This window comes from Sulfitobacter sp. M39 (genome assembly GCF_021735935.1).
Lineage (GTDB): Bacteria > Pseudomonadota > Alphaproteobacteria > Rhodobacterales > Rhodobacteraceae > Sulfitobacter.
In genome coordinates, this window is record NZ_WMDZ01000001.1 from 1,054,212 (window position 1) to 1,074,094 (window position 19,883).

A 19,883-nucleotide genomic window follows, 5' to 3' on the forward strand; every position below is an offset into this window, starting at 1 on the left:
GACGACAATGAGAACCGCCAGAGATACCACCGCCGCGCATAAAACAACCCAGTCAACTGTGACCGCACCGCTTGGGCTTCGCCAGAATTTGATAAGCTTCGAGAGCATTGTTTTGCCTTGCGTGATGAAGGTCTAAAAAAACTGGCCGCATTCTGTCGAGCAGAATGCGGCCAGCGAAATTTCGTGGTGTGACGAACGCTTAGCCGCCGATGCTGCCAGGGTTTTGTGTCCCCATGTAGGAGTTGGTTTTCGATGTCAGGTTGGAAGCGCCTGTTTCGATCGAGGAGTAAGCTGCGACGGCCAGGCCAACGACGGCGGCGGTCAGAACAACCCAGTCAACAGTCACAGCGCCGGATTCGTCGTTTTTGAAGTTCTTGATAAAGTTCATCATGGTATGTCCCTCCAAGGATCATAAAGTTTTCAATCTCAACCCTGTCGTCCGTTCCGATGCTTCTCTCTCACTTCCGCATCTGGCTGACTTGGTATGAGCCTATATAGCCTTGTGAATGGGGCACGAATTTGGCGGCAATTGTGACATTTCGTTTTTCAGGGCCGGTTTTTGGCGGAATTGCTGTAGCCTGCTGATACGAAACAATTTTACCTCTTCATTTTTTGTTATCTTTGATGGGAAGCGGGGCAGGATTGCATCAATTATGGCGAAATCGCCATGTTCCCTGCCTTGTTTGGTTGGTCTGGTGGCGCTTTCCGTGCGAGATTGCTGAAAAAGAGCATTAAATAATCAGTGCAGGCAGCGATGTTTCGACGAATAACCGTATCTTTGATGGTGGGGATGCTGGCGGCCTCGGCTGTCTGGGCAGACGCGCCCAAGCCGTTTCCGAAGTTCGAAGCAAAACGTGTGAAGCCGCCCAAACCGGGCAGTACCAATCGGATCAATGTCTTTATCGAACCCACGGCCGACGACGTACCCGAAGTGGTCGCGACCGAATCCGGTGCCATCGTGCCAGCGTCACCGGGGCAATATGATTGGTTCTGGGATCGTGTCTCTCCGGCGGTCGAGAAAACCGGCCCGGGCCGGCTGGAGGCCGCGATGGTCACACTGGCAACGGCGAGCAGCAAAATCCCCGCGCCACGCATGCAACAGATGCAAGAGATCGCCAAGGCCAACGGGATCGACATCCTCCGCTCTACCATCGGGACACAGGTGTCACCTGCGCTTGTGCTCGCGGTGATCACGGTTGAATCCGCGGGACGGCCCGATGCCATCAGCGGGGCAGGGGCGCAGGGGTTGATGCAGCTGATGCCTGATACAGCGTCCCGCTTTGGGGTGACCGATAGTATGGTCCCGACGCAGAATATCGCGGGCGGCGTAAAATATCTTGATTGGCTGATGGGCGAATTTGACCGCGACCCGATATTGGTGCTGGCGGGCTATAACGCGGGTGAAGGGTCCGTGCGCAAACACGCAGGCGTGCCGCCTTTTGCCGAAACCCGTGACTATGTGCCCAAGGTGCTGGCCGCTTTTCAGGTCGCCAAGGGCCTGTGCCAGACGCCGCCCGAGCTGATCTCGGACGGATGCGTCTTTGCGGCGATGAACTGACACCAGCCCGGGGCCGGAGGTAAAAAAGGGCGCGACCATTGCTGGCAGCGCCCCTTGTCGTTCATCGTGTCAGCAGATTAGACGATTGTCGCTTCGGTCGCGGCGCGCAGTTCGTCTTCGGTGACGCCATCGGCGCATTCAACGATCTTCAGCCCGCCTTCAACGACATCAAGCACACCCAAATTGGTGATGATGCGGTCAACGACGTTCTTGCCGGTCAGCGGCAGGGTACATTCTTTCAGCACCTTGCTGTCGCCATGCTTGCTGGCGTGGTCCATGACCACCACAACGCGGCCCACACCCGCGACCAGATCCATCGCGCCGCCCATGCCTTTGACCAGCTTGCCGGGGATCATCCAGTTGGCGAGGTCGCCGTTTTCAGCCACTTCCATCGCGCCCAGAATGGCCATGGCGATCTTGCCGCCGCGGATCATCCCGAAGGAGGTCGAGCTGTCGAAATACGAGGTGCGGTCCAGCTCGGTGATGGTCTGCTTGCCTGCGTTGATCAGGTCGGCGTCTTCCTCGCCGTCGATGGGGAAAGCCCCCATGCCCAACATGCCGTTTTCCGACTGCAACGTCACATCCATCCCGTCGGGGATGTAGTTGGACACCAGCGTCGGAATCCCGATGCCTAGGTTCACATACCAACCGTCTTGCAGTTCCTGCGCGGCGCGTGCCGCCATTTGATTGCGATCCCAAGCCATTATGCAGTCCTCACTGTGCGCTGTTCGATGCGTTTCTCGTGATCACCCTGAATGATGCGGTGCACATAAATGCCGGGCAAGTGGATCGCGTCGCCGCCAAGGCTGCCACGGGGGACGATCTCTTCGACCTCGGCGATGCAGATCTTGCCACACATGGCCGCTGGCGGGTTGAAGTTGCGCGCCGTCTTGCGGAACACGAGGTTCCCGGTGTCATCCGCTTTCCACGCTTTGACAATGGCCAGATCAGCAACGATGCCGCGCTCAAGGATATAGGTCTCGCCGTCGAAATCCTTGTGCTCTTTGCCTTCGGCGATCACAGTGCCAACGCCGGTTTTGGTATAGAAACCGGGAATGCCCGCACCACCCGCACGCATACGTTCGGCCAAGGTGCCTTGCGGATTGAATTCCAGCTCAAGCTCGCCGCCGAGGTACTGGCGCATGAATTCCTTGTTCTCGCCGACGTAAGAGCTGATCATTTTCTTGACCTGCTTGGTCTGCAACAAGATCCCGATGCCGAAATCATCTACGCCCGCATTGTTCGAGGCGAAGGTCAAATCCTTGGTGCCCGCGTCCCGGATCGCGTTCAGCAGCAGTTCGGGAATACCGCAAAGGCCAAAGCCCCCCGCTGCGATCAGCATGCCATCGTGCAGCACGCCTTCCAGCGCCTCGGCAGCGCTTCCATAGATTTTCTTCATTCCGGCTCCTTTCAAGAGAGGCTCACGGCCCTGTCGTTTTATATTTATACGACTTCTATGACGCGGCGTAACGAACGTGTCAAACCGCCGAGGCTAATGTCAGCGATACCAGTGGAGCTTGCCGGAAAATTTGGGGGAATGCGTGCCCACCCTGCGTCGGGTGGGCAGCTGTCGTCGCAGGGTCAGTGCACCCCGCGGCGGGGTTCAGACGATGCGTACCTGCGTGCCGATGGGGGCAATCTGGTACAGCGCTTCGATCATGTGGTTGTAAAGCCCGATGCACCCGTCAGAGCTTTGCCGCCCGATTTTGCGCGTATCATGGGTGCCGTGGATCAGATAGGCGGGCCAGCTGAGGTACATCGCATGGGTGCCAAGCGGGTTGTCCGGACCGGGCGGCATATACTTCAGATCGGGGTCGCGTTCGATCATGCTGGGGGTCGGTGTCCAATCGGGCCCGACACGTTTGCGCACAATGCGGGTGTAGCCGCGTTTGGTCAGCTCGTCGCTGCGGGGCACGGAGGTCGGGTAAATCTTGTAGGTCTCGCCATCGCCGCCCCAATAATGCAGCGCCCGCGAAGAGGTATCAGCCACGATCGCGGCTTTGCCCAATGTATCAAAGTGGTCCTGCCAGTTCTGGCTGGAAAAACCGTTGGTATTGTGACGTACCGGTGCTGCGATCTCTGGCACTGGCGTCTGTGCACGCAGCAGGGCCGGCGTGAAAAGCGCCGCGCCCGCTGTCAGGATCAACCCGCGTCTTGAGAATGTCTGCTCTGCCATCTTTATGTCCTTCTACCGTGGCGATTGTCACAGGTAAAAGCAGCAAGGGCAGGGCGGGGCAACTCACATATTCATCAAATGACATATATGTGAGTTGCACTTTCATTCTTCTGGTGCGGACGCTGCCTTTGCGGGTGCCTTTTTGGCTGCTGGTTTCTTTGCGGGGGCCTTCTTGGCAGCCGTTTTCTTGGCCGGAGCCTTTTTCGCAGCGGTTTTCTTTGCTGCGGGCTTCTTGGTTGCGGCTTTGCGCTTGGCAGGGGATTTCGCCAGCTTTTCCTCGATCAACTCAACCGCACGTTCCATGGTCAGATCGGCAGGCTCGACCTCTTTGGGGATGGTGGCGTTGACCTTTTCCCACTTCACATAAGGCCCGTATTTGCCTTCCATGATGTTGACCTCGCCGCCCAGATCGGGGTGTTCGCCCATCTCGCGGATCGGTTTTGCCGCTTTGCCACGTCCGCCACGGCTGGCGACTTTCTCGGCCAGAAGCTGCACGGCGCGGTTCATGCCAACGGTGAACACCTCGTCCAAACCTTCAAGGTTGGCATTGGTACCGCCGCGGTTCGACGTGCTGTCGGCGTGTTTGATATAGGGGCCGTAGCGCCCGATATTTGCCCAGACCATCACCCCATCTTCCGGATGCGGGCCGATCTCACGCGGTAGCGACAGCAGCATGACAGCGCGTTCCAGCTCCAGCTCTTCGGCGGGCCAGTCCTTGGGCACCGATTGACGCGGCGGTTTTTTGTTCTCTTCGGTGACGGGGCCGCGCTGCACATAAGGGCCGAAGCGCCCTTTGAACACGCGAATCTCGTCGCCCATATCCTCGCCCAGCAGTTTGCCATCGGGCGGAATAGCCGAGGCTTCGGCCTCGGGGTCGGGCGGGCCGAAGGGGCGAGTATAGCGGCATTCAGGGTAGTTCGAACAGCCGATAAACGCGCCGCCGGACCGTGCGGTGCGCATGGACAGACGCCCGATCTCGCAGTTGGGGCACAAGCGCGGATCGCTGCCATCCTCATTGGGCGGGAAGAGATGCGGCTCGAGTACCTCGTTGATCTTCTCCAGCACCTCGGTGATGCGCAGATCGGCGGTCTCAGCAATCGCTGCCGAAAAATCCTGCCAGAACCGGCCCAGCACATCCTTATAGTCGGCATCCGCCGCGCTCACCTTATCAAGCTGGTTTTCCAGATCGGCGGTGAAATCATAGCCCACATATTTGCGGAAGTAATTCTCGAGGAAGGCCGTCACCAAACGGCCCTTATCCTCGGGGAACAGACGGTTACCTTCCTTGCGAACGTATTCGCGGTCCTGAATGGTGGTGACAACGCTGGCGTAGGTCGACGGGCGCCCGATTCCCAGCTCTTCCATGCGCTTGACCAATGTCGCTTCAGTGTAGCGGGGGGGCGGCTGGGTAAAGTGCTGCTCTGGCGTGACGGCGCGTTTGTCCATCTTGTCGCCTTGGGTGATCTGCGGCAGGCGCTTGTCATCCTCGTCCACGACATCATCGCGGCCTTCTTCATAGACGCGCAGGAAGCCGTCGAATTTCACCACCTGGCCGGTGGCGCGCAGCCCGACCTGTTCGTCCTTGCTGCCGATCTCTACCGTGGTGCGTTCCAGACGGGCACTTTCCATCTGGCAGGCCAGCGTGCGCTTCCAGATCAAGTCGTAAAGCTTGCGTTGATCCGGTTCGGTCAGTTTCAGCGCGTCGGCATCTTTGGTCATGTCGGTCGGGCGCACACATTCGTGCGCTTCTTGCGCGTTCTTGGCCTTGTTCTTGTAGATCCGCGGCTCGGACGGGACATACTCCGCCCCGAACCGGTCTGAAATCGCATCCCGTGCCATCGTGATCGCCTCGGGGGCCATGTCGATGCCGTCGGTCCGCATATAGGTGATGTGGCCGGCTTCATAGAGACGCTGCGCGGTGCTCATGGTCTGGCGTGCACCCATGCCGAACTTGCGGCTGGCTTCCTGCTGCAGGGTTGACGTCATGAACGGGGCCGAGGGGTTGCGGCTCGCGGGTTTCGCTTCGACGCTGGTGACCGTCAGCTCGCGGCTGGTGATCGCCTGTACCGCCATCTCGGCCTGGGTTTCATTGCCAAGATCAAAACGATCGAGCTTCTTGCCAGCCAAAGTCACAAGACGCGTTTCGAATTCCTGCCCGCGCGGCGTGGCAACCAGCGCCTTGACGCTCCAGTATTCGCGGTTGCGGAAGGCCTCGATCTCCATCTCGCGCTCGACGATCAGCCGCAAGGTGACCGACTGTACCCGCCCCGCTGATTTTGCGCCGGGCAATTTGCGCCAAAGGACGGGCGACAGGTTGAAGCCCACCAGATAATCCAGCGCGCGGCGTGCCAGATAGGCCTCGACCAGTGGCATATCGACCTGACGCGGGTTGGCCATTGCCTCGGTCACGGCTTTCTTGGTGATCTGGTTGAACACCACGCGGCTGACCGGCGTGTCTTTCTTGATCGACTTGCGTTTGGTCAGCGCCTCTTGCAGGTGCCAGCTGATCGCTTCGCCTTCGCGGTCAGGGTCAGTCGCGAGGATCAATGCGTTGTCGTCTTTCAGCGCATCCGCGATGGCTTTGACGTGTTTCTTGCTTGCTGCGGCGACTTCCCAAGTCATGTCGAACCCGTTGTCCGGGTCGACCGATCCGTCCTTGGGTGGCAGGTCGCGGACGTGGCCGTAGGACGCAAGCACGGTGTAATCACTGCCGAGATACGAGTTGATCGTTTTAGCTTTGGCAGGTGATTCGACGACGACAACTGGCATAAAATTCGGCACCTTGGATCAAATTAATTCGCGTGACTTATGCTGTGACATGTGGCGTGAAGCGAAGTTTGTCAATCCGCAGAACAGCGCGCCCCCTTTGATACACGGGCTACAAAGCGCCTTTTTGGGGGTGTTTTACGGTGTGATCGGGCCGGGGTTCCGGCTTCCAGATGGTCTAAATCCCGGGGGCGCTTTGGAGGTTTTCCAAAGCGGGGGCTGGCCCCCGATCTGCGGCCGCGCCACGCTCAGTCCGCTCGGGATACGAGCCCGCCTGCATGGCGCAGGATATGCCCGTTCAGCTCAAGCTCGACCAGAACAGGTGTGGCGATCCCCGGTGCGACTGCCAGATCGCGCAGCAGCTGGTCTTCGGCAACGGGGCTGGGGCCAAGGCGTGACAATATATCGGTGTGCAGCGCCGCAATGTCACGCCGGGGCGCGGGGGCGGCTGCTTGGGAAATGGGCGGGCTGGCGGCGGGAGTCTTTGCCGGCCCCAGTTGATCCATCACATCTGCGGCATTGCGCACCAGCGCCGCCCCGTCACGGATCAGCATGTTGCAGCCCGCGGCACGGGCATCGAAGGGGTGGCCGGGCACGGCAAGCACCTCTCGCCCCTGATCCAGCGCGTCACGGGCGGTAATCAGGCTGCCGGATTTCGCCGCCGCTTCGACCACGACCGTGGCGCGGCTTAGCCCTGCGATGATCCTGTTGCGGCTGGGGAAATGCCGCGCCATCGGTTGCAGCCCCATTGGTTGCTCCGAAATGCGCAACCCTTGGGCCGCGATATCCTGGGCGAGCGTCGTATTCTCGACCGGATAGATCACATCGACGCCCCCCGCTTGCACCGCGATTGTGCCGGTGTCGAGCGTGGCCAGATGCGCCGCGGCATCAATCCCCCGCGCCAATCCCGAGACGACCGTAAACCCGGCCTCACCCAAACCGGATGCCAAGGCGCGGGCCATGCGCGTCCCGAGCGATGAGGCGTTTCGCGCGCCCACGATCGACACCATAGGGCGGTGCAGCAGCTCGATATCTCCGATTGCCCATAAAAATGGGGGGGCGTCGTCAAGCTCTGCCAGATGAGGGGGGTAGGCTGCGCAATCATGGGCAATCAAGCGCGCGTTCGCGGCCTTTGCCGCGCGCAGTTCTGCGTGCACGACATTCTCGGGGCAGATGCGATAGTCTTTCACACCTGCGGCGCGGGCGACGTCGGGCAATGCCTCAAGTGCGACGCGCGCGGTGCCGTATTCGCGCAGCATGCGGTAATAAGTGACAACGCCGACACGGCGCGAGCGCAACAGACGAAGCCGCGCAAAGCTGTCGTCTTCCAAGGTGGGTGGGACCAAGGGGGGCGTGGAAGAGGAAGGAGCGTTTTTCCTGTCAGTCATCCCGCGTCTCCGTCCGTTGCATCACCAGCTTTAGGCAAAGCTGCTTAACGAAACGTGAACGAGGTAGGATAAAGTTGACCGGACTAGCGTCGCTGGCAGTTCATGCCGTATCGGACCACCGGTGCACCCTATTGCGCCCCGGTGATCCTTTGTTGCCTAGCCAGCAGCAGCACCGCCGACGGTCAGGCCGCCGATCATCAATGTCGGCTGTCCAACGCCCACGGGCACCCATTGGCCCGCCTTGCCGCAGTTGCCCATGCCCGGATCCAGCGCGGGATCGTTGCCGATGGCGCGGATCTGTTGCAGCGCCGTGGCCCCGTCTCCGATCAGCGTAGCCCCTTTGACGGGGTCGCCGACCACGCCATTGCGCACACGGTAGGCTTCGGTGCAGGAGAAAACGAACTTGCCGTTGGTGATATCCACCTGCCCGCCGCCAAAACCGACCGCATAGATGCCGTCCTTGAGGTCCGCGACGATATCCCCGGGGGCCACGTCGCCGCCCAGCATATAGGTGTTGGTCATGCGCGGCATCGGGGTGTGGGCATAGGATTCGCGGCGGCCATTGCCGGTAGGAGCGACGCCCATCAGCCGGGCGTTCTGCCGGTCCTGCATATAGCCTACCAGCACACCGTCCTCGATCAGCACATTCTTGGCCGAGGGCGTGCCCTCGTCATCAACAGAGATAGAACCGCGCCGGTCGGGGAGGGTGCCATCATCCAGCACCGTCACGCCTTTGGCGGCGATGCGTTGGCCCATGAGGCCGGCAAAGGCGCTTGAACCCTTGCGGTTGAAATCCCCTTCCAATCCGTGACCGATGGCCTCGTGCAGCAGGATGCCGGGCCAGCCGGGGCCAAGCACAACATCCATGACGCCGGCAGGCGCGGGCACGGCACGCAGGTTGACGCAGGCGATGCGCAAGGCTTCGCGCGTTTTGGCCTGCCAGTCGGCGGGGTCCAGCAGCCCGTCCAGCCCGACACGCCCGCCGCCACCGGCGGTCCCGCTTTCGCGGCGGCCATCCTGTTCGACGATGACCGACACGTTCACCCGCGTCATCGGGCGCACATCGCGGACAGAGGTGCCTTCTGGGCGCAGAATCTCGACCTCCTGGATAGAGGCAGAGATAGAGGCCGAAACCTGCACGACACGCGCATCAAGGCTTCGGGCGAAATCGTCGATCTCGCGCAGGGTATCGACCTTGACGGGAAAGGCCGCGCCCGCGATCGGATCTTCGTCGGTATAGAGCTTTTGATTGGTCGCGGCAGGCGCATCCGCCCATGTGCCGCCCCCCGCACCCACGGCCAGCCGAGCCGTCTCGCTTGCGCGGCGCAGGGCGGCTTCGGTGATCTCGGTCGAGTGGGCATAGCCCGACACATCGCCGCGCACCGCCCGCAGGCCAAAGCCTTCGGAGGCATCGTAGCTTGCCGTTTTCAGCCGCCCGTCGTCAAACACCAACCCTTCAGACCGCCGGCGTTCGAAAAACAGTTCCCCGTCGTCGGCACCTGCCACAGCGTCGCGCAGGATGGACAGCGCGGCGTCACGGTCAAGCTGCGCCTCAAAGGGGTTGAAAGGCGGCTGGCTCATAAAAATGTTCCCTGAATCGTGTCATAAAAATCGCTTCGCGTCCGTTTGACGCAAGCAGAAGTCTTTATCTTGAAGTTAGAATATGATTGTAAGCGTACAGATTACAACGGGACAGCCGCCTCCAATTGCGGGGTGCTGCTGGGATTCGCTTATCAATGGTCACAAGATCAGGACGACATATGAAACATCTTCTCTCTTTTTCGGGTCTCATGGCCGCTTTTTCCGCCGTGCCAGCAATGGCGCAGGAAAACCTTCGCATCGACGGGCTGGAAATCATTGGTGAGCCGGTAGACGGCAAGATGGGCTTTCAGCCAGCCGTCACCCGTGTGGCGCAAGACATCCACGATCTGGACCACCTGATCCTGATCATCATCACCTTGATCACCATCTTCGTGACCGGTCTGATCCTTTGGGTGGCGTTCCGCTACAACCGCAAACGCAACCCGGTTGCTGCGTCCTTCACGCACCACACACCTGTTGAAATCCTCTGGACCGTCGCGCCGATCGTGATTCTGGTGCTGATCGGGGCCTATTCGCTGCCGATCCTGTTCCGTCAGCAGGAAATCCCGCAGGCTGACCTGACCATCAAGGCGACCGGCAACCAGTGGTACTGGTCCTATGAATATGTCGACGAGGGCTTTGGCTTTGACAGCTATATGATCGGTGCACCGGCTGTTGGCGGCGAAAACCGCAAAACACCCGAAGTCGTCGCACAGCTTGAGGCCGCCGGCTATACCGAACAGCAGTTCCTGCTGGCGACAGATACCGCCGTTGTGATCCCTGTCGGTCAAACGATCGTTGTTCAGGTCACCGGTTCCGACGTTATCCACTCTTGGGCGATGCCTGCCTTCGGTGTGAAACAGGACGCCGTACCTGGCCGTCTGGCGGAAACATGGTTCACCGCCGAGAAAGAAGGCGTGTACTTTGGCCAGTGCTCCGAATTGTGCGGCAACGCCCACGCCTACATGCCGATTACTGTGAAAGTCGTCTCGGAAGAGGCCTATGCTCAGTGGCTTGGCAACGCGAAAGAAGAGTATGCGGGCATCCCGCAGACTCTGACCGTTGCGTCCAAGTAAGGCACAATTGCTGATGCGGGGTGCGCGACGCGCGCCCCGGGTTCCTTTTGTATGAGAGATCGCATGACAGATACCAGCACGACACCTGCGGGCGAGTATGAGGCGCAGTTCGGCGATTATTTCGCCCTGATGAAGCCGCGCGTCATGCAGTTGGTGGTATTTACCGCACTTGTTGGCATGCTCGCCGCGCCCGAACCTGTGCACCCCGTGATCGGCTTTGCCTCGATCCTGTTTGTCGCCATCGGGGCAGGGGCTTCGGGTGCGCTTAACATGTGGTGGGACGCCGACATCGACGCGATCATGCGCCGGACGCAAGGCCGCCCGATCCCGTCGGGGCGCGTCCAACCGGGCGAAGCACTGGCGATCGGTGTGGCGCTGTCGGGCATGTCTGTCGTCATGCTGGGGCTGGCGGCCAACCTGCTGGCCGCGGGCATGCTGCTGTTCACGATCCTCTTCTACTCCGTTTTCTATTCCATGTGGCTTAAGCGTGCGACGCCGCAGAACATCGTGATCGGTGGCGCTGCGGGGGCGTTCCCGCCCGTGATCGGCTGGATCATCGCCACCGGCAGCTTCTCGGTCGAGGCATGGTTGATGTTCGCGCTGATCTTCATGTGGACGCCGCCGCACTTCTGGGCCTTGGCGCTGTTCATGCGCAATGACTATGACGACGCGAAGGTGCCGATGCTGACCGTGACCCACGGCCGCCGCTCCACCCGTCGTCACATTCTGGCCTATACTGTTTTGCTTGTCATTCTGGCGGTCGGCACGGGCTTCACGTCGATCGGCGGGCCAATCTATCTGGCGACCGCGGGCGTGCTGAACCTGATGTTCCTGATCGGGGCCTTCCGCATCTGGCAGCGTGATGAAGACGACAGCGAAGCCGATGATTTCCGCGTTGAACGCAAGTTCTTCCGCCTGTCGCTATGGTATCTCTTCTTGCACTTCGGTGCCATTCTGCTTGAGGCCACCCTGCGGGGCTACGGTTTGGGAGGCTGGTAATGGGTATTCGCGCTGAACACGAGATTCACACACGCCGCCGCGGGCGCAACCTTGGCGTCGGTCTGCTGCTGGCCGCCTTTGTCGTGCTGGTCATGGCTCTGACCTTTGTCAAAATCACCAACATCGATTTCAATGATCTACCCGGTGGCGCGCTGCAAACACAGGAGAGCAACTGATGGCCCTGTCCGGACCCGCGAAGACTGTGGTGCAAACCGTCTCTGTCGTCATCCTGATGGGCGGGCTGGCTTGGGCATCGGTGCCGTTCTACGATTGGTTCTGCCGGGTCACCGGCTTTGGCGGAACGCCGGGGCAGGTCGCGGGGGCCGAGGGCGACGTGCTGGATCAGACGATCAAGGTGCGTTTCGACGGCAGCTTGAACGAAGATATGCCGTGGGAATTCAAACCCGTCGTCAACGAGATGGAGCTGCGCATCGGCGAGACCGGGCTGGCCTTCTACGAGGCCTATAACCCCACCGATCACCCCGTCGCGGGGCAGGCGTCTTACAACGTGACGCCCTATGCCGCCGGGGCCTTCTTTGAAAAGATCGAGTGTTTCTGCTTTACTGAACAGGTGCTGGCCCCCGGTGAGCGTGTTCAGATGCCTGTCAGCTTCTTTGTTGACCCCGAAATCGTCGAAGACCGTGATGCCAAGTATGTACATACGATCACACTGTCTTATACGTTCTATGAAATTGACCTGCCCGAGGACTATGAAGCCCCCGATCAGGACAGCGAGACAAACCTGAATTAAGAAAAAGGTGAGGGACTGAACCAATGGCCCATGAAAAGAACCATGACTATCACATTCTGCCGCCGTCCACATGGCCATTGCTCAGCTCCATCGCCGGCTGTGTCATGCTGGTTGGTGGTGTCTTCTGGATGCACGATGTAACCCCCTTCGTCTTCTTGGGTGGTCTGGTTGCTGTGCTGTACTGCATGTTCGGATGGTGGTCCGAGGTTGTTGCTGAAAGCCACGTCGGCGATCACACCAACGTCGTGCGCATCGGTCTGCGCTATGGCTTCATCCTGTTCATCATGTCCGAAGTGATGTTCTTTGTGGCGTGGTTCTGGACCTTCTTCAAAGAAGCCCTGTACCCGATGGATGAGTTCCCGGGCTCCACATACGTGCAGCCGGATATCATCCCCGTTGACGCTTTCCACCTGCCGCTGATCAACACGCTGATCCTGCTGCTGTCGGGCTGTGCAGTCACATGGGCGCACCACGCGCTGGTACATGAAAACAACCGCAAAGACCTGATCGCCGGCCTGTCCATCGCGATTGTTCTGGGCATGCTGTTCACCGCGTTCCAGGCCTATGAATATTATGAACTGCTGGCCCATGACGACTGGACCTTCGGCGGCGACCTGTTCTTCTCCAGCTTCTTCATGGCGACAGGCTTCCACGGTTTCCACGTTGTGATCGGCACGATCTTCCTTGCGGTCTGCCTGTTCCGCGCGCTGAAAGGCCACTTTACCCAAGAGCAGCACGTCGGCTTCGAAGCCGCTGCCTGGTACTGGCACTTTGTTGATGTGGTCTGGCTGTTCCTCTTCTTCGCCGTCTACATGTGGGGCATCTAAGCCCGCAGTCGGCTTGCAAACCGGGCCGCAATCACTAAAAGCAACAGGCGCGCGAGGGGGACCTTGCGCGCCTTTGCATTGCCGCCACCCGTCCACGGGTGCCAACCTCAAGAGAGCTTTATGCGTCGTACGCTATTCCTGCTGATTGTCGGCCTTGGCGGGGCTGCTATCCTGATCTGGCTGGGCGTTTGGCAGATCCAGCGGCTGGCGTGGAAAGAGGCGATCATCGCCGACATCAACACCCGCATCGCCGCCGCCCCCGTCGACCTGCCCCCTACCGTCAACGCCGAGGATGACGCCTACTTGCCCGTCGCGGTGACCGGCTCCTTCGACGCAGGCGAGGTGCATGTGCTTGTGTCCCAGAAAGACATCGGCGCAGGCTACCGCGTCATCGCGCCTTTCACGCTAGAGGATGGTCGCCGCATCATGGTTGACCGCGGCTTTGTCCTCACGACGGACAAGGACGAACCCCGCGCTTTGGGTCCCGCGACGGTGACGGGCAACCTGCAATGGCCGCGCGAAACCGATAGCTTCACCCCAGAGGCCGACCTGAGGGGCAACATCTGGTTCGCCCGCGATGTGCCGGATATGGCGCAAACGCTTGGCACCGAACCCGTTCTTCTGGTTTCGCGCAGCAGCACGCCTCAGCCAGCGGGGATCAGCCCGTTGCCCGTCGATACCGCCCGTATTCCCAACGACCACTTGCAATATGCCATCACTTGGTTCTCTCTTGCCGCGATCTGGCTTGGGATGAGCCTGTTCTTCTTGCGCCGCCGCCGCGCGCCCAAAACCGAAAGCTGACCCTTATGCGTTATGTCTCCACCCGTGGTTCCGCCCCCGTTTTGTCGTTCGAAGAGGCGCTGCTGACCGGCCTCGCCCGTGACGGCGGCCTGTATGTGCCTGAAACGATCCCGACGCTTGGCGCCGATGAGCTGCGCGAGATGGCCACGATGTCCTACGAGGATGTCGCTTTTCGTGTGATGAAACCCTTTGTCGGCGACACATTCAGCGACGAGGAATTCAAGGCGCTTATCGCCAAGGCCTATGCGGGCTTCAACCACAAGGTGCGCGCGCCGCTGGTGCAGCTTGAACAGGGGCATTTCCTGCTTGAACTGTTCCACGGTCCCACGCTGGCGTTCAAAGATTTTGCGATGCAGTTGATCGGCCACATGTTCCAGGCCGTTCTGTCGCGCAAGGGTGAACGGGTCACCATCGTCGGTGCGACCTCGGGCGATACCGGATCGGCCGCGATCGAAGCCTTCCGCGGGCTGGATAACGTCGATGTCTTTATCCTCTTTCCCCACGGCCGCGTGTCCGAAGTGCAGCGCCGCCAGATGACCACACCATCGGAAAGCAACGTGCACGCGCTGGCGCTGGACGGTGACTTCGACGACTGTCAGGCGCGTCTGAAAGACATGTTCAACGACCACGCTTTCCGCGACGGGGTGCAACTGGCAGGCGTCAACAGCATCAACTGGGGCCGCGTGCTGGCGCAGGTGGTCTATTACTTCACCGCAGGGCTCGCTATGGGCGCGCTGGACCGCAAGGTCAGCTTTACCGTTCCCACGGGAAACTTCGGCGATATCTTCGCGGGCTACATCGCGCGCGAAATGGGACTGCCGATTGCCGATCTGGTGGTTGCGACGAACCAGAATGACATCCTGCATCGCTGCCTGACCACCGGCGGCTACCACAAGGGCGAGGTCCATGCCTCTATCAGCCCATCGATGGATATTCAGGTCAGCTCCAACTTTGAACGCGCCTTGTATTTCGCCTACGGCCAAGACAGCGACGCGATCAATGCGCTGATGGGCGATCTGGCGAAAGGCGGGTTCGACGTGGGCGACAATGCCCTGCGCGACCTGCAAAACACCTATAAATCCGGCCGCGTGTCCGAACAGGAAACCAGCGAGACGATCAAGACCTTCTACGCCGACACGAACGAACTTCTGTGCCCACATTCTGCCATCGGGGTGCGCGTGGGGGCGGCCTTGCGTGATCCGGCGACGCCGATGATCACGCTGGCCACCGCGCATCCGGCCAAATTCCCCGACGCGGTCGAAGCCGCCACAGGCCAGCGCCCGCCGCTGCCCGACCACATGGCCGATCTGTTCGACCGCGAAGAACGCGTGACCCGCGTGCCGAACGACCTTGAGGCGCTCAAGGATATTATCAAAGGGGGCATCGCTTCGTGAGCTTGCAACAACACCGCCTCTCCAACGGCTTTCGTATCGTAACCGAACATATGCCGGGGCTTGCATCGGCATCTATCGGGGTCTGGGTTTCGGCGGGCGCGCGGCATGAGACGGCCACGCAAAACGGTATCGCGCATTTCCTTGAGCATATGGCGTTCAAGGGCACGGCCAAGCGCACGTCGTTGCAAATCGCCGAAGCGATCGAGGATGTCGGCGGCTATATCAACGCCTATACCTCGCGCGAGGTGACGGCATACTATGTGCGCGTGCTGGAAAATGACGTATCGCTGGGGCTGGATGTGATCGCGGATATCTTGCGCAATCCGGTCCTTGATAATGGCGAGATCGAGGTAGAGCGCGGCGTGATCCTGCAAGAGATCGGTCAGGCGCTGGATACGCCGGATGATGTGATCTTTGACTGGTTGCAGGAAAAGGCATACCCCAACCAACCCATCGGGCGCACCATTCTGGGCCCGTCCGAACGCGTGTCGAACTTCAGCCGCGAAGATTTGTCGGGGTTTATCAGCCAGCACTACGGCCCCGACCAGATGATCCTCGCCGCCGCAGGGGCGGTGGACCATGACGAGATCGTGCGCCTTGCTGAACAGCTGTTCGGCGATATGCCGCCCAAGCCGCTGTTCGACGTGGATGCTGCCAAGTTCAGCGGCGGTGAAGTGCGCCAGTTGAAACCGCTTGAGCAAGCGCATTTTGCCCTCGGGTTCGAAGCGCCCGGCTACCGCGCCGATGATATCTATGTCGCGCAAATCTATGCCTCTGCGCTCGGGGGCGGCATGTCGAGCCGCCTGTTCCAAGAGGTCCGCGAGAACCGCGGACTGTGTTATACGATCTTTGCGCAGGCGGGGGCCTATGCCGACACAGGCATGATGACGATCTATGCTGGCACCAGCGGCGAACAGCTGCCCGAACTGGCTGGCATCACCATTGACGAGATGAAGCGCGCCGCCTCCGACATGTCCCCGGCAGAGGTCGCGCGGGCACGGGCGCAGATGAAGGCTGGCTTGCTGATGGGGCTGGAAAGCCCGTCGAACCGCGCGGAACGTCTGGCGCGTCTGATCCAGATCTGGGACCGCGTCCCGCCGCTGGAAGAGACCATCGCGCAGATTGACGCGGTCACTACAGGCGACGTGCGCGACTTTGCCCAGAATATCGCCGCCAGCGCCCCTGCGGCATTGGCGCTATATGGTCCCGTAGATGGTGCCCCCACATTGGAAGAGCTGCAGGAGCGTCGCGCTGCCTGATGCAATTGCTGAAACGAAAGCTTGCCATTGAAACCGAAAGGCTGACGTTGCGCCCACCGGTGCATGCTGACTTCCGCCCCTGGGCCACCCTGCGGTCGGACAGCATCACCTACCTCACCCCGTGGGAGCCGTCTTGGGCACCGGACCACCTGTCGCGCAAAGCGTTTACCAATCGGGTCTACTGGGCCAATCGGTCGGTCTCTGCGGGGACGGCACTGCCGCTGTTCCTGATCCGCCGCAAGGATAACATGCTGATCGGGGCGATCACGCTGGATAACATCCGTCGCGGTCCGGCGCAGGCGGGCACCTTGGGGTATTGGACCGGCGAACAATTCGCACGCCGTGGCTATATGCGCGAAGCGATCGAGGCGACGGTGCACCACGCCTTCACCCGTCTGGACATCAGCCGCGTAGAGGCCGCTTGCCTGCCCGAAAACATCGCCTCGCGCGGGTTGCTGGAAAAGACCGGTTTTAAATACGAAGGCGTCGCGCAAAGCTATTTGCAAATCGACGGGCGCTGGCGGACCCATGTGCTTTATGCGCAGCTGCGCGGGGACCGTCGGGGCAAGACCGCGGCGGGGTAGGAGGGGACCTATGATCGCCTATGTCACTGTCGGGGCCGACGACCTTGCACATGCCAAACGCTTCTATACCGCTTTCCTGCCAGCCTTGGGCTATGCGTTAACCGAAGGTCCCGAGGGCTTGAGCTTTGTGTTGCCAAAGGCAGCGGGGCAGTCTGTCGCCCTGCCGGATTTCTACGTCAAACCGACCTATAATGGCGCGCCGGCTTCTGCTGGCAACGGGTCCATGATCGCATTCGAGGCACCCACTCAGGCACAGGTGCGCGTGTTGCACGCCGCAGCGCTGGCCGCGGGCGGCAGCGATGAGGGCCAGCCGGGGTTTCGCGCCACCTATGGCCCGCGCTTCTACGTCAGCTACCTGCGCGACCCCCAAGGCAACAAGATCGCGTTGTTCTGTGACAATCCGGCAGAGCCGGGCAGGGATGATCCACCCACTGCGCCGACGCGTTGATATGAAAAAGGCCAGACATCGCTGCCTGGCCTTTCGTTACTCTGATGTCCGCAGCGGCTTAGCGGCGGCGGTCGCGCCGCGCGCTCATCGGTTGGAAGGCGACGCCGACGTGGGCCTCGCAATAGGGCTTGCCCTGCTGTACGGGCAGACCGCAGAACCAGAAATCATCCGTTGCAGGGTCACCGACGGGCCATTTGCAGGTCCGCTCTGTCAGGTCCATCAGGCCGATCTTCTTCGACTTTTTCTCGACCTCACTCACCTTGGCAAGCGCCTCGGGGCTGATCTCGTTCGCGGAGGGCTGGGGTGGCAGCGGCTGACCGGCGGGAATGATCTTGGCGCGCGCGGGCAGGTTGGGGCGGACTGCTGGAACGGCCTCTACTGCTTCGGGTTCGGCGGCTTCGGGGGCGGGTTCAGCCTTGGGCTTGGCGGCTGCGGCGGGTTTCGCGGCAGGCTTGGCCTTGGTTTCTGGTTTGGCAGCAGCGGCAGGGGCGGCGGCGGGCGCTGCGGTTGCGGTCCGGTTGGACAGCCCCAGACGATGCACCTTGCCGATCACGGCGTTGCGGGTCACACCGCCCAACTCCTTTGCAATCTGGCTTGCGGATTGGCCCTCGCCCCACATTTTCTTCAGGATCTCTACGCGGTCATCGGTCCAAGACATTTGGCGTCCTTAGCTAACAAGCGGCCCTTCTCAGGACCGCCGTGGAAAAATCTCAAGCCCCTATACTAATCACTGACAGCTTGGGTGCAAGGCGCGAACGGGCGATTGGGGCGGCAGCAGCGGCAAACGCTCCCTTAAAACCACAGCAAAGTGGCAACGGCAGCGCTCCTGCCACAGTTTGCGGCCATTGCGCGCCAATTTTTGCTTTGCAAGCCGCGAAAAGCTGCTTATGCAAACGGCATGATCAACCGTTCGACATCCTCTTTGCGACGACGCCAAGACTAATTGGCGACACCGGCCCCTGACACGGGGGGCACGGCATTGATCTTTTGCGACATAAATTGCGTCGCACCCCTTCAAATCTTATTGACCCTCTCCGTCACACATGGCCTTTTGTGCCTTTGATGCGGCCAACCCATAAGGATGATCCTGATGATCCCATCTGTTCTGCCGACCTATTCACGCGCCCCCCTGAGCTTTGTCAAAGGCGAAGGGTCCTGGTTGATTGAACAAGACGGCCGCCGATTTCTGGATCTGGGCGCAGGCATTGCGGTGAACGCGCTTGGCCATGCGCACCCCGCGCTGGTGGCGGCGCTGACCGAACAGGCGGGGCAGCTTTGGCATACCTCGAACCTCTACGAGATCCCCCAGCAACAGGAACTGGCCGACCGGCTGGTCGCGCTCAGCTTTGCCGATACGGTGTTTTTCACCAACTCCGGCACCGAGGCATGCGAACTGGCGGTCAAGATGGCGCGCAAGTATTTCTACGACAAGGGCCAGCCCGACCGGACCGAGATCATCACTTTCTCGGGCTCGTTCCACGGGCGGTCATCTGCCGGGATCGCGGCGGCAGGATCCGAGAAAATGACCAAAGGCTTCGGCCCGCTGCTCCCCGGTTTCAAACATATCGAATTTGGCGATATGGAGGCGCTTGGCGCGGCGATCACCGATACCACAGCCGCCATCATGATCGAACCGGTGCAGGGCGAAGGCGGCATCCGTCCCGTGCCGGATGCTGACCTCAAACAGATGCGCGCGCTGTGCGAAACACACGGGCTGCTGTTGATCTTTGACGAGGTGCAATGCGGCGTGGGCCGCACCGGTAAGATGTTCGCCCATGAATGGGCGGGCGTCACCCCCGATATCATGATGGTCGCCAAAGGCATCGGCGGCGGTTTCCCCCTGGGCGCCGTGCTGGCCACTCAGAACGCGGCCTCTGGCATGACGGCGGGCACCCACGGGTCGACCTACGGCGGCAACCCGCTGGGCTGTGCCGTGGGCAATGCTGTGGTCAATATCATCGGCACAGACGCTTTTCTTGACGATGTGAACCGCAAAGCCGGCCTGATGCGCCAAAAGCTCGAAGGGTTGGTCGCCAGCCACCCTGACGTGTTCGAAAGCGTGCGCGGCAGCGGGCTGATGTTGGGGCTGAAATGCAAAGCCACCAACAGCGATGTCGTCGCCGCGGGCTACCGTCACGAGGTCATCACAGTACCGGCGGCGGATAACGTGATCCGCCTGCTGCCCCCTCTCAATATCACCGATGAAGACATCGCCGAGGCCGTCTCCCGCCTTGATCATGCCGCCAGCAGCCTTGCTGCCAGCTAACCTTCATTT

Annotated in this window: 20 protein-coding genes; 12 read left to right on the forward strand and 8 right to left on the reverse strand. The window is 60.7% G+C overall.

All coding sequences use genetic code 11. The features are described 5' to 3' along the window. Positions 1-199 precede the first annotated feature (199 nt). The gene (locus GLP43_RS05135; protein WP_037943339.1) at positions 200-391 is read right to left on the reverse strand and encodes a Flp family type IVb pilin; all 192 of its coding nucleotides are present in this window, start codon (positions 389-391) and stop codon (positions 200-202) included. Positions 392-754: 363 nt separating this feature from the next. Between GLP43_RS05135 and GLP43_RS05140 the strand changes: the two genes are divergently transcribed. Then, a complete protein-coding gene (locus GLP43_RS05140; protein WP_237278450.1) occupies positions 755-1,558 on the forward strand; it encodes a lytic transglycosylase domain-containing protein in 804 nt (267 codons plus the stop codon). Positions 1,559-1,635: 77 nt separating this feature from the next. Here GLP43_RS05140 and GLP43_RS05145 read toward each other — a convergent pair whose 3' ends face one another. From GLP43_RS05145 to tldD, 6 genes are all read right to left on the reverse strand, one after another. Next, a complete protein-coding gene (locus tag GLP43_RS05145; protein WP_237278451.1) occupies positions 1,636-2,262 on the reverse strand; it encodes a 3-oxoacid CoA-transferase subunit B in 627 nt (208 codons plus the stop codon). After that, on the reverse strand, positions 2,262-2,957 hold the full coding sequence (locus GLP43_RS05150) for a CoA transferase subunit A (protein WP_005851680.1): 696 nt from the start codon (positions 2,955-2,957) through the stop codon (positions 2,262-2,264). The genes GLP43_RS05145 and GLP43_RS05150 overlap by 1 nt, the downstream gene beginning before the upstream one ends. Positions 2,958-3,161: 204 nt before the next feature. Then, on the reverse strand, positions 3,162-3,734 hold the full coding sequence (locus tag GLP43_RS05155) for a L,D-transpeptidase (protein WP_005851682.1): 573 nt from the start codon (positions 3,732-3,734) through the stop codon (positions 3,162-3,164). Between the two features lie 102 nt (positions 3,735-3,836). Next, on the reverse strand, positions 3,837-6,503 hold the full coding sequence (gene topA, locus GLP43_RS05160; protein WP_237278452.1) for a type I DNA topoisomerase: 2,667 nt from the start codon (positions 6,501-6,503) through the stop codon (positions 3,837-3,839). Between the two features lie 245 nt (positions 6,504-6,748). After that, positions 6,749-7,888, reverse strand: a complete 1,140-nt coding sequence (gene dprA / locus GLP43_RS05165) for a DNA-processing protein DprA (protein ID WP_237278453.1) — start codon at positions 7,886-7,888, stop codon at positions 6,749-6,751. Positions 7,889-8,044: 156 nt separating this feature from the next. Continuing rightward, complete coding sequence (gene tldD, locus GLP43_RS05170) at positions 8,045-9,469, reverse strand: metalloprotease TldD (RefSeq protein WP_237278454.1); 1,425 nt, start codon at positions 9,467-9,469, stop codon at positions 8,045-8,047. Between the two features lie 179 nt (positions 9,470-9,648). On the opposite strand from tldD, the gene coxB reads away from it, so the two are divergent. The 10 genes from coxB to GLP43_RS05220 all read left to right on the forward strand — a co-directional run bounded on the left by coxB (position 9,649) and on the right by GLP43_RS05220 (position 17,608). Beyond that, complete coding sequence (coxB, locus tag GLP43_RS05175; RefSeq protein WP_237278455.1) at positions 9,649-10,545, forward strand: cytochrome c oxidase subunit II; 897 nt, start codon at positions 9,649-9,651, stop codon at positions 10,543-10,545. A 63-nt stretch (positions 10,546-10,608) separates the two neighbouring features. Next, the gene (gene cyoE / locus GLP43_RS05180; RefSeq protein ID WP_237278456.1) at positions 10,609-11,544 is read left to right on the forward strand and encodes a heme o synthase; all 936 of its coding nucleotides are present in this window, start codon (positions 10,609-10,611) and stop codon (positions 11,542-11,544) included. Next, on the forward strand, positions 11,544-11,720 hold the full coding sequence (locus GLP43_RS05185) for a cytochrome C oxidase assembly protein (RefSeq protein ID WP_237278457.1): 177 nt from the start codon (positions 11,544-11,546) through the stop codon (positions 11,718-11,720). The genes cyoE and GLP43_RS05185 overlap by 1 nt, the downstream gene beginning before the upstream one ends. Then, entirely contained in the window at positions 11,720-12,295 is a 576-nt protein-coding gene (locus GLP43_RS05190) for a cytochrome c oxidase assembly protein (protein WP_237278458.1), read from the forward strand. The genes GLP43_RS05185 and GLP43_RS05190 overlap by 1 nt, the downstream gene beginning before the upstream one ends. Positions 12,296-12,318: 23 nt before the next feature. Beyond that, positions 12,319-13,122, forward strand: a complete 804-nt coding sequence (locus tag GLP43_RS05195; RefSeq protein WP_237278459.1) for a cytochrome c oxidase subunit 3 — start codon at positions 12,319-12,321, stop codon at positions 13,120-13,122. 120 nt (positions 13,123-13,242) lie between these two features. After that, on the forward strand, positions 13,243-13,923 hold the full coding sequence (locus GLP43_RS05200; RefSeq protein ID WP_237278460.1) for an SURF1 family protein: 681 nt from the start codon (positions 13,243-13,245) through the stop codon (positions 13,921-13,923). A gap of 5 nt (positions 13,924-13,928) precedes the next feature. Then, a complete protein-coding gene (thrC, locus tag GLP43_RS05205; RefSeq protein ID WP_237278461.1) occupies positions 13,929-15,317 on the forward strand; it encodes a threonine synthase in 1,389 nt (462 codons plus the stop codon). Then, positions 15,314-16,576, forward strand: a complete 1,263-nt coding sequence (locus GLP43_RS05210; protein WP_005851699.1) for a M16 family metallopeptidase — start codon at positions 15,314-15,316, stop codon at positions 16,574-16,576. Before thrC ends, GLP43_RS05210 begins: the two co-directional genes overlap by 4 nt. Beyond that, positions 16,576-17,160, forward strand: a complete 585-nt coding sequence (locus GLP43_RS05215; protein WP_005851700.1) for a GNAT family N-acetyltransferase — start codon at positions 16,576-16,578, stop codon at positions 17,158-17,160. Before GLP43_RS05210 ends, GLP43_RS05215 begins: the two co-directional genes overlap by 1 nt. Before the next feature lie 10 nt (positions 17,161-17,170). Next, positions 17,171-17,608, forward strand: a complete 438-nt coding sequence (locus GLP43_RS05220; RefSeq protein ID WP_237278462.1) for a VOC family protein — start codon at positions 17,171-17,173, stop codon at positions 17,606-17,608. Positions 17,609-17,666: 58 nt separating this feature from the next. Here GLP43_RS05220 and GLP43_RS05225 read toward each other — a convergent pair whose 3' ends face one another. Further along, entirely contained in the window at positions 17,667-18,266 is a 600-nt protein-coding gene (locus tag GLP43_RS05225; RefSeq protein WP_237278463.1) for a GcrA family cell cycle regulator, read from the reverse strand. A gap of 432 nt (positions 18,267-18,698) precedes the next feature. Here GLP43_RS05225 and GLP43_RS05230 point away from each other — a divergent pair, with 432 nt between their 5' ends. After that, positions 18,699-19,874 (forward strand): aspartate aminotransferase family protein, encoded by a 1,176-nt coding sequence (locus GLP43_RS05230; protein ID WP_237278464.1) that lies wholly within the window; start codon positions 18,699-18,701, stop codon positions 19,872-19,874. The last annotated feature ends 9 nt before the right edge of the window (positions 19,875-19,883 follow it).

Bases quoted from the DNA above. Each gene is read 5' to 3' on its own strand.
- GLP43_RS05155 (WP_005851682.1), bottom strand. From the start codon at position 3,734: ATGGCAGAGCAGACATTCTCAAGACGCGGGTTGATCCTGACAGCGGGC.
- GLP43_RS05140 (WP_237278450.1), top strand. From the start codon at position 755: ATGTTTCGACGAATAACCGTATCTTTGATGGTGGGGATGCTGGCGGCC.
- GLP43_RS05135 (WP_037943339.1), bottom strand. From the start codon at position 391: ATGATGAACTTTATCAAGAACTTCAAAAACGACGAATCCGGCGCTGTG.
- GLP43_RS05230 (WP_237278464.1), top strand. From the start codon at position 18,699: ATGATCCCATCTGTTCTGCCGACCTATTCACGCGCCCCCCTGAGCTTT.
- thrC (WP_237278461.1), top strand. From the start codon at position 13,929: ATGCGTTATGTCTCCACCCGTGGTTCCGCCCCCGTTTTGTCGTTCGAA.
- tldD (WP_237278454.1), bottom strand. From the start codon at position 9,469: ATGAGCCAGCCGCCTTTCAACCCCTTTGAGGCGCAGCTTGACCGTGAC.
- GLP43_RS05225 (WP_237278463.1), bottom strand. From the start codon at position 18,266: ATGTCTTGGACCGATGACCGCGTAGAGATCCTGAAGAAAATGTGGGGC.
- GLP43_RS05185 (WP_237278457.1), top strand. From the start codon at position 11,544: ATGGGTATTCGCGCTGAACACGAGATTCACACACGCCGCCGCGGGCGC.
- dprA (WP_237278453.1), bottom strand. From the start codon at position 7,888: ATGACTGACAGGAAAAACGCTCCTTCCTCTTCCACGCCCCCCTTGGTC.
- topA (WP_237278452.1), bottom strand. From the start codon at position 6,503: ATGCCAGTTGTCGTCGTCGAATCACCTGCCAAAGCTAAAACGATCAAC.
- coxB (WP_237278455.1), top strand. From the start codon at position 9,649: ATGAAACATCTTCTCTCTTTTTCGGGTCTCATGGCCGCTTTTTCCGCC.
- GLP43_RS05220 (WP_237278462.1), top strand. From the start codon at position 17,171: ATGATCGCCTATGTCACTGTCGGGGCCGACGACCTTGCACATGCCAAA.
- GLP43_RS05200 (WP_237278460.1), top strand. From the start codon at position 13,243: ATGCGTCGTACGCTATTCCTGCTGATTGTCGGCCTTGGCGGGGCTGCT.
- GLP43_RS05145 (WP_237278451.1), bottom strand. From the start codon at position 2,262: ATGGCTTGGGATCGCAATCAAATGGCGGCACGCGCCGCGCAGGAACTG.
- GLP43_RS05190 (WP_237278458.1), top strand. From the start codon at position 11,720: ATGGCCCTGTCCGGACCCGCGAAGACTGTGGTGCAAACCGTCTCTGTC.
- GLP43_RS05195 (WP_237278459.1), top strand. From the start codon at position 12,319: ATGGCCCATGAAAAGAACCATGACTATCACATTCTGCCGCCGTCCACA.
- GLP43_RS05150 (WP_005851680.1), bottom strand. From the start codon at position 2,957: ATGAAGAAAATCTATGGAAGCGCTGCCGAGGCGCTGGAAGGCGTGCTG.
- GLP43_RS05215 (WP_005851700.1), top strand. From the start codon at position 16,576: ATGCAATTGCTGAAACGAAAGCTTGCCATTGAAACCGAAAGGCTGACG.
- cyoE (WP_237278456.1), top strand. From the start codon at position 10,609: ATGACAGATACCAGCACGACACCTGCGGGCGAGTATGAGGCGCAGTTC.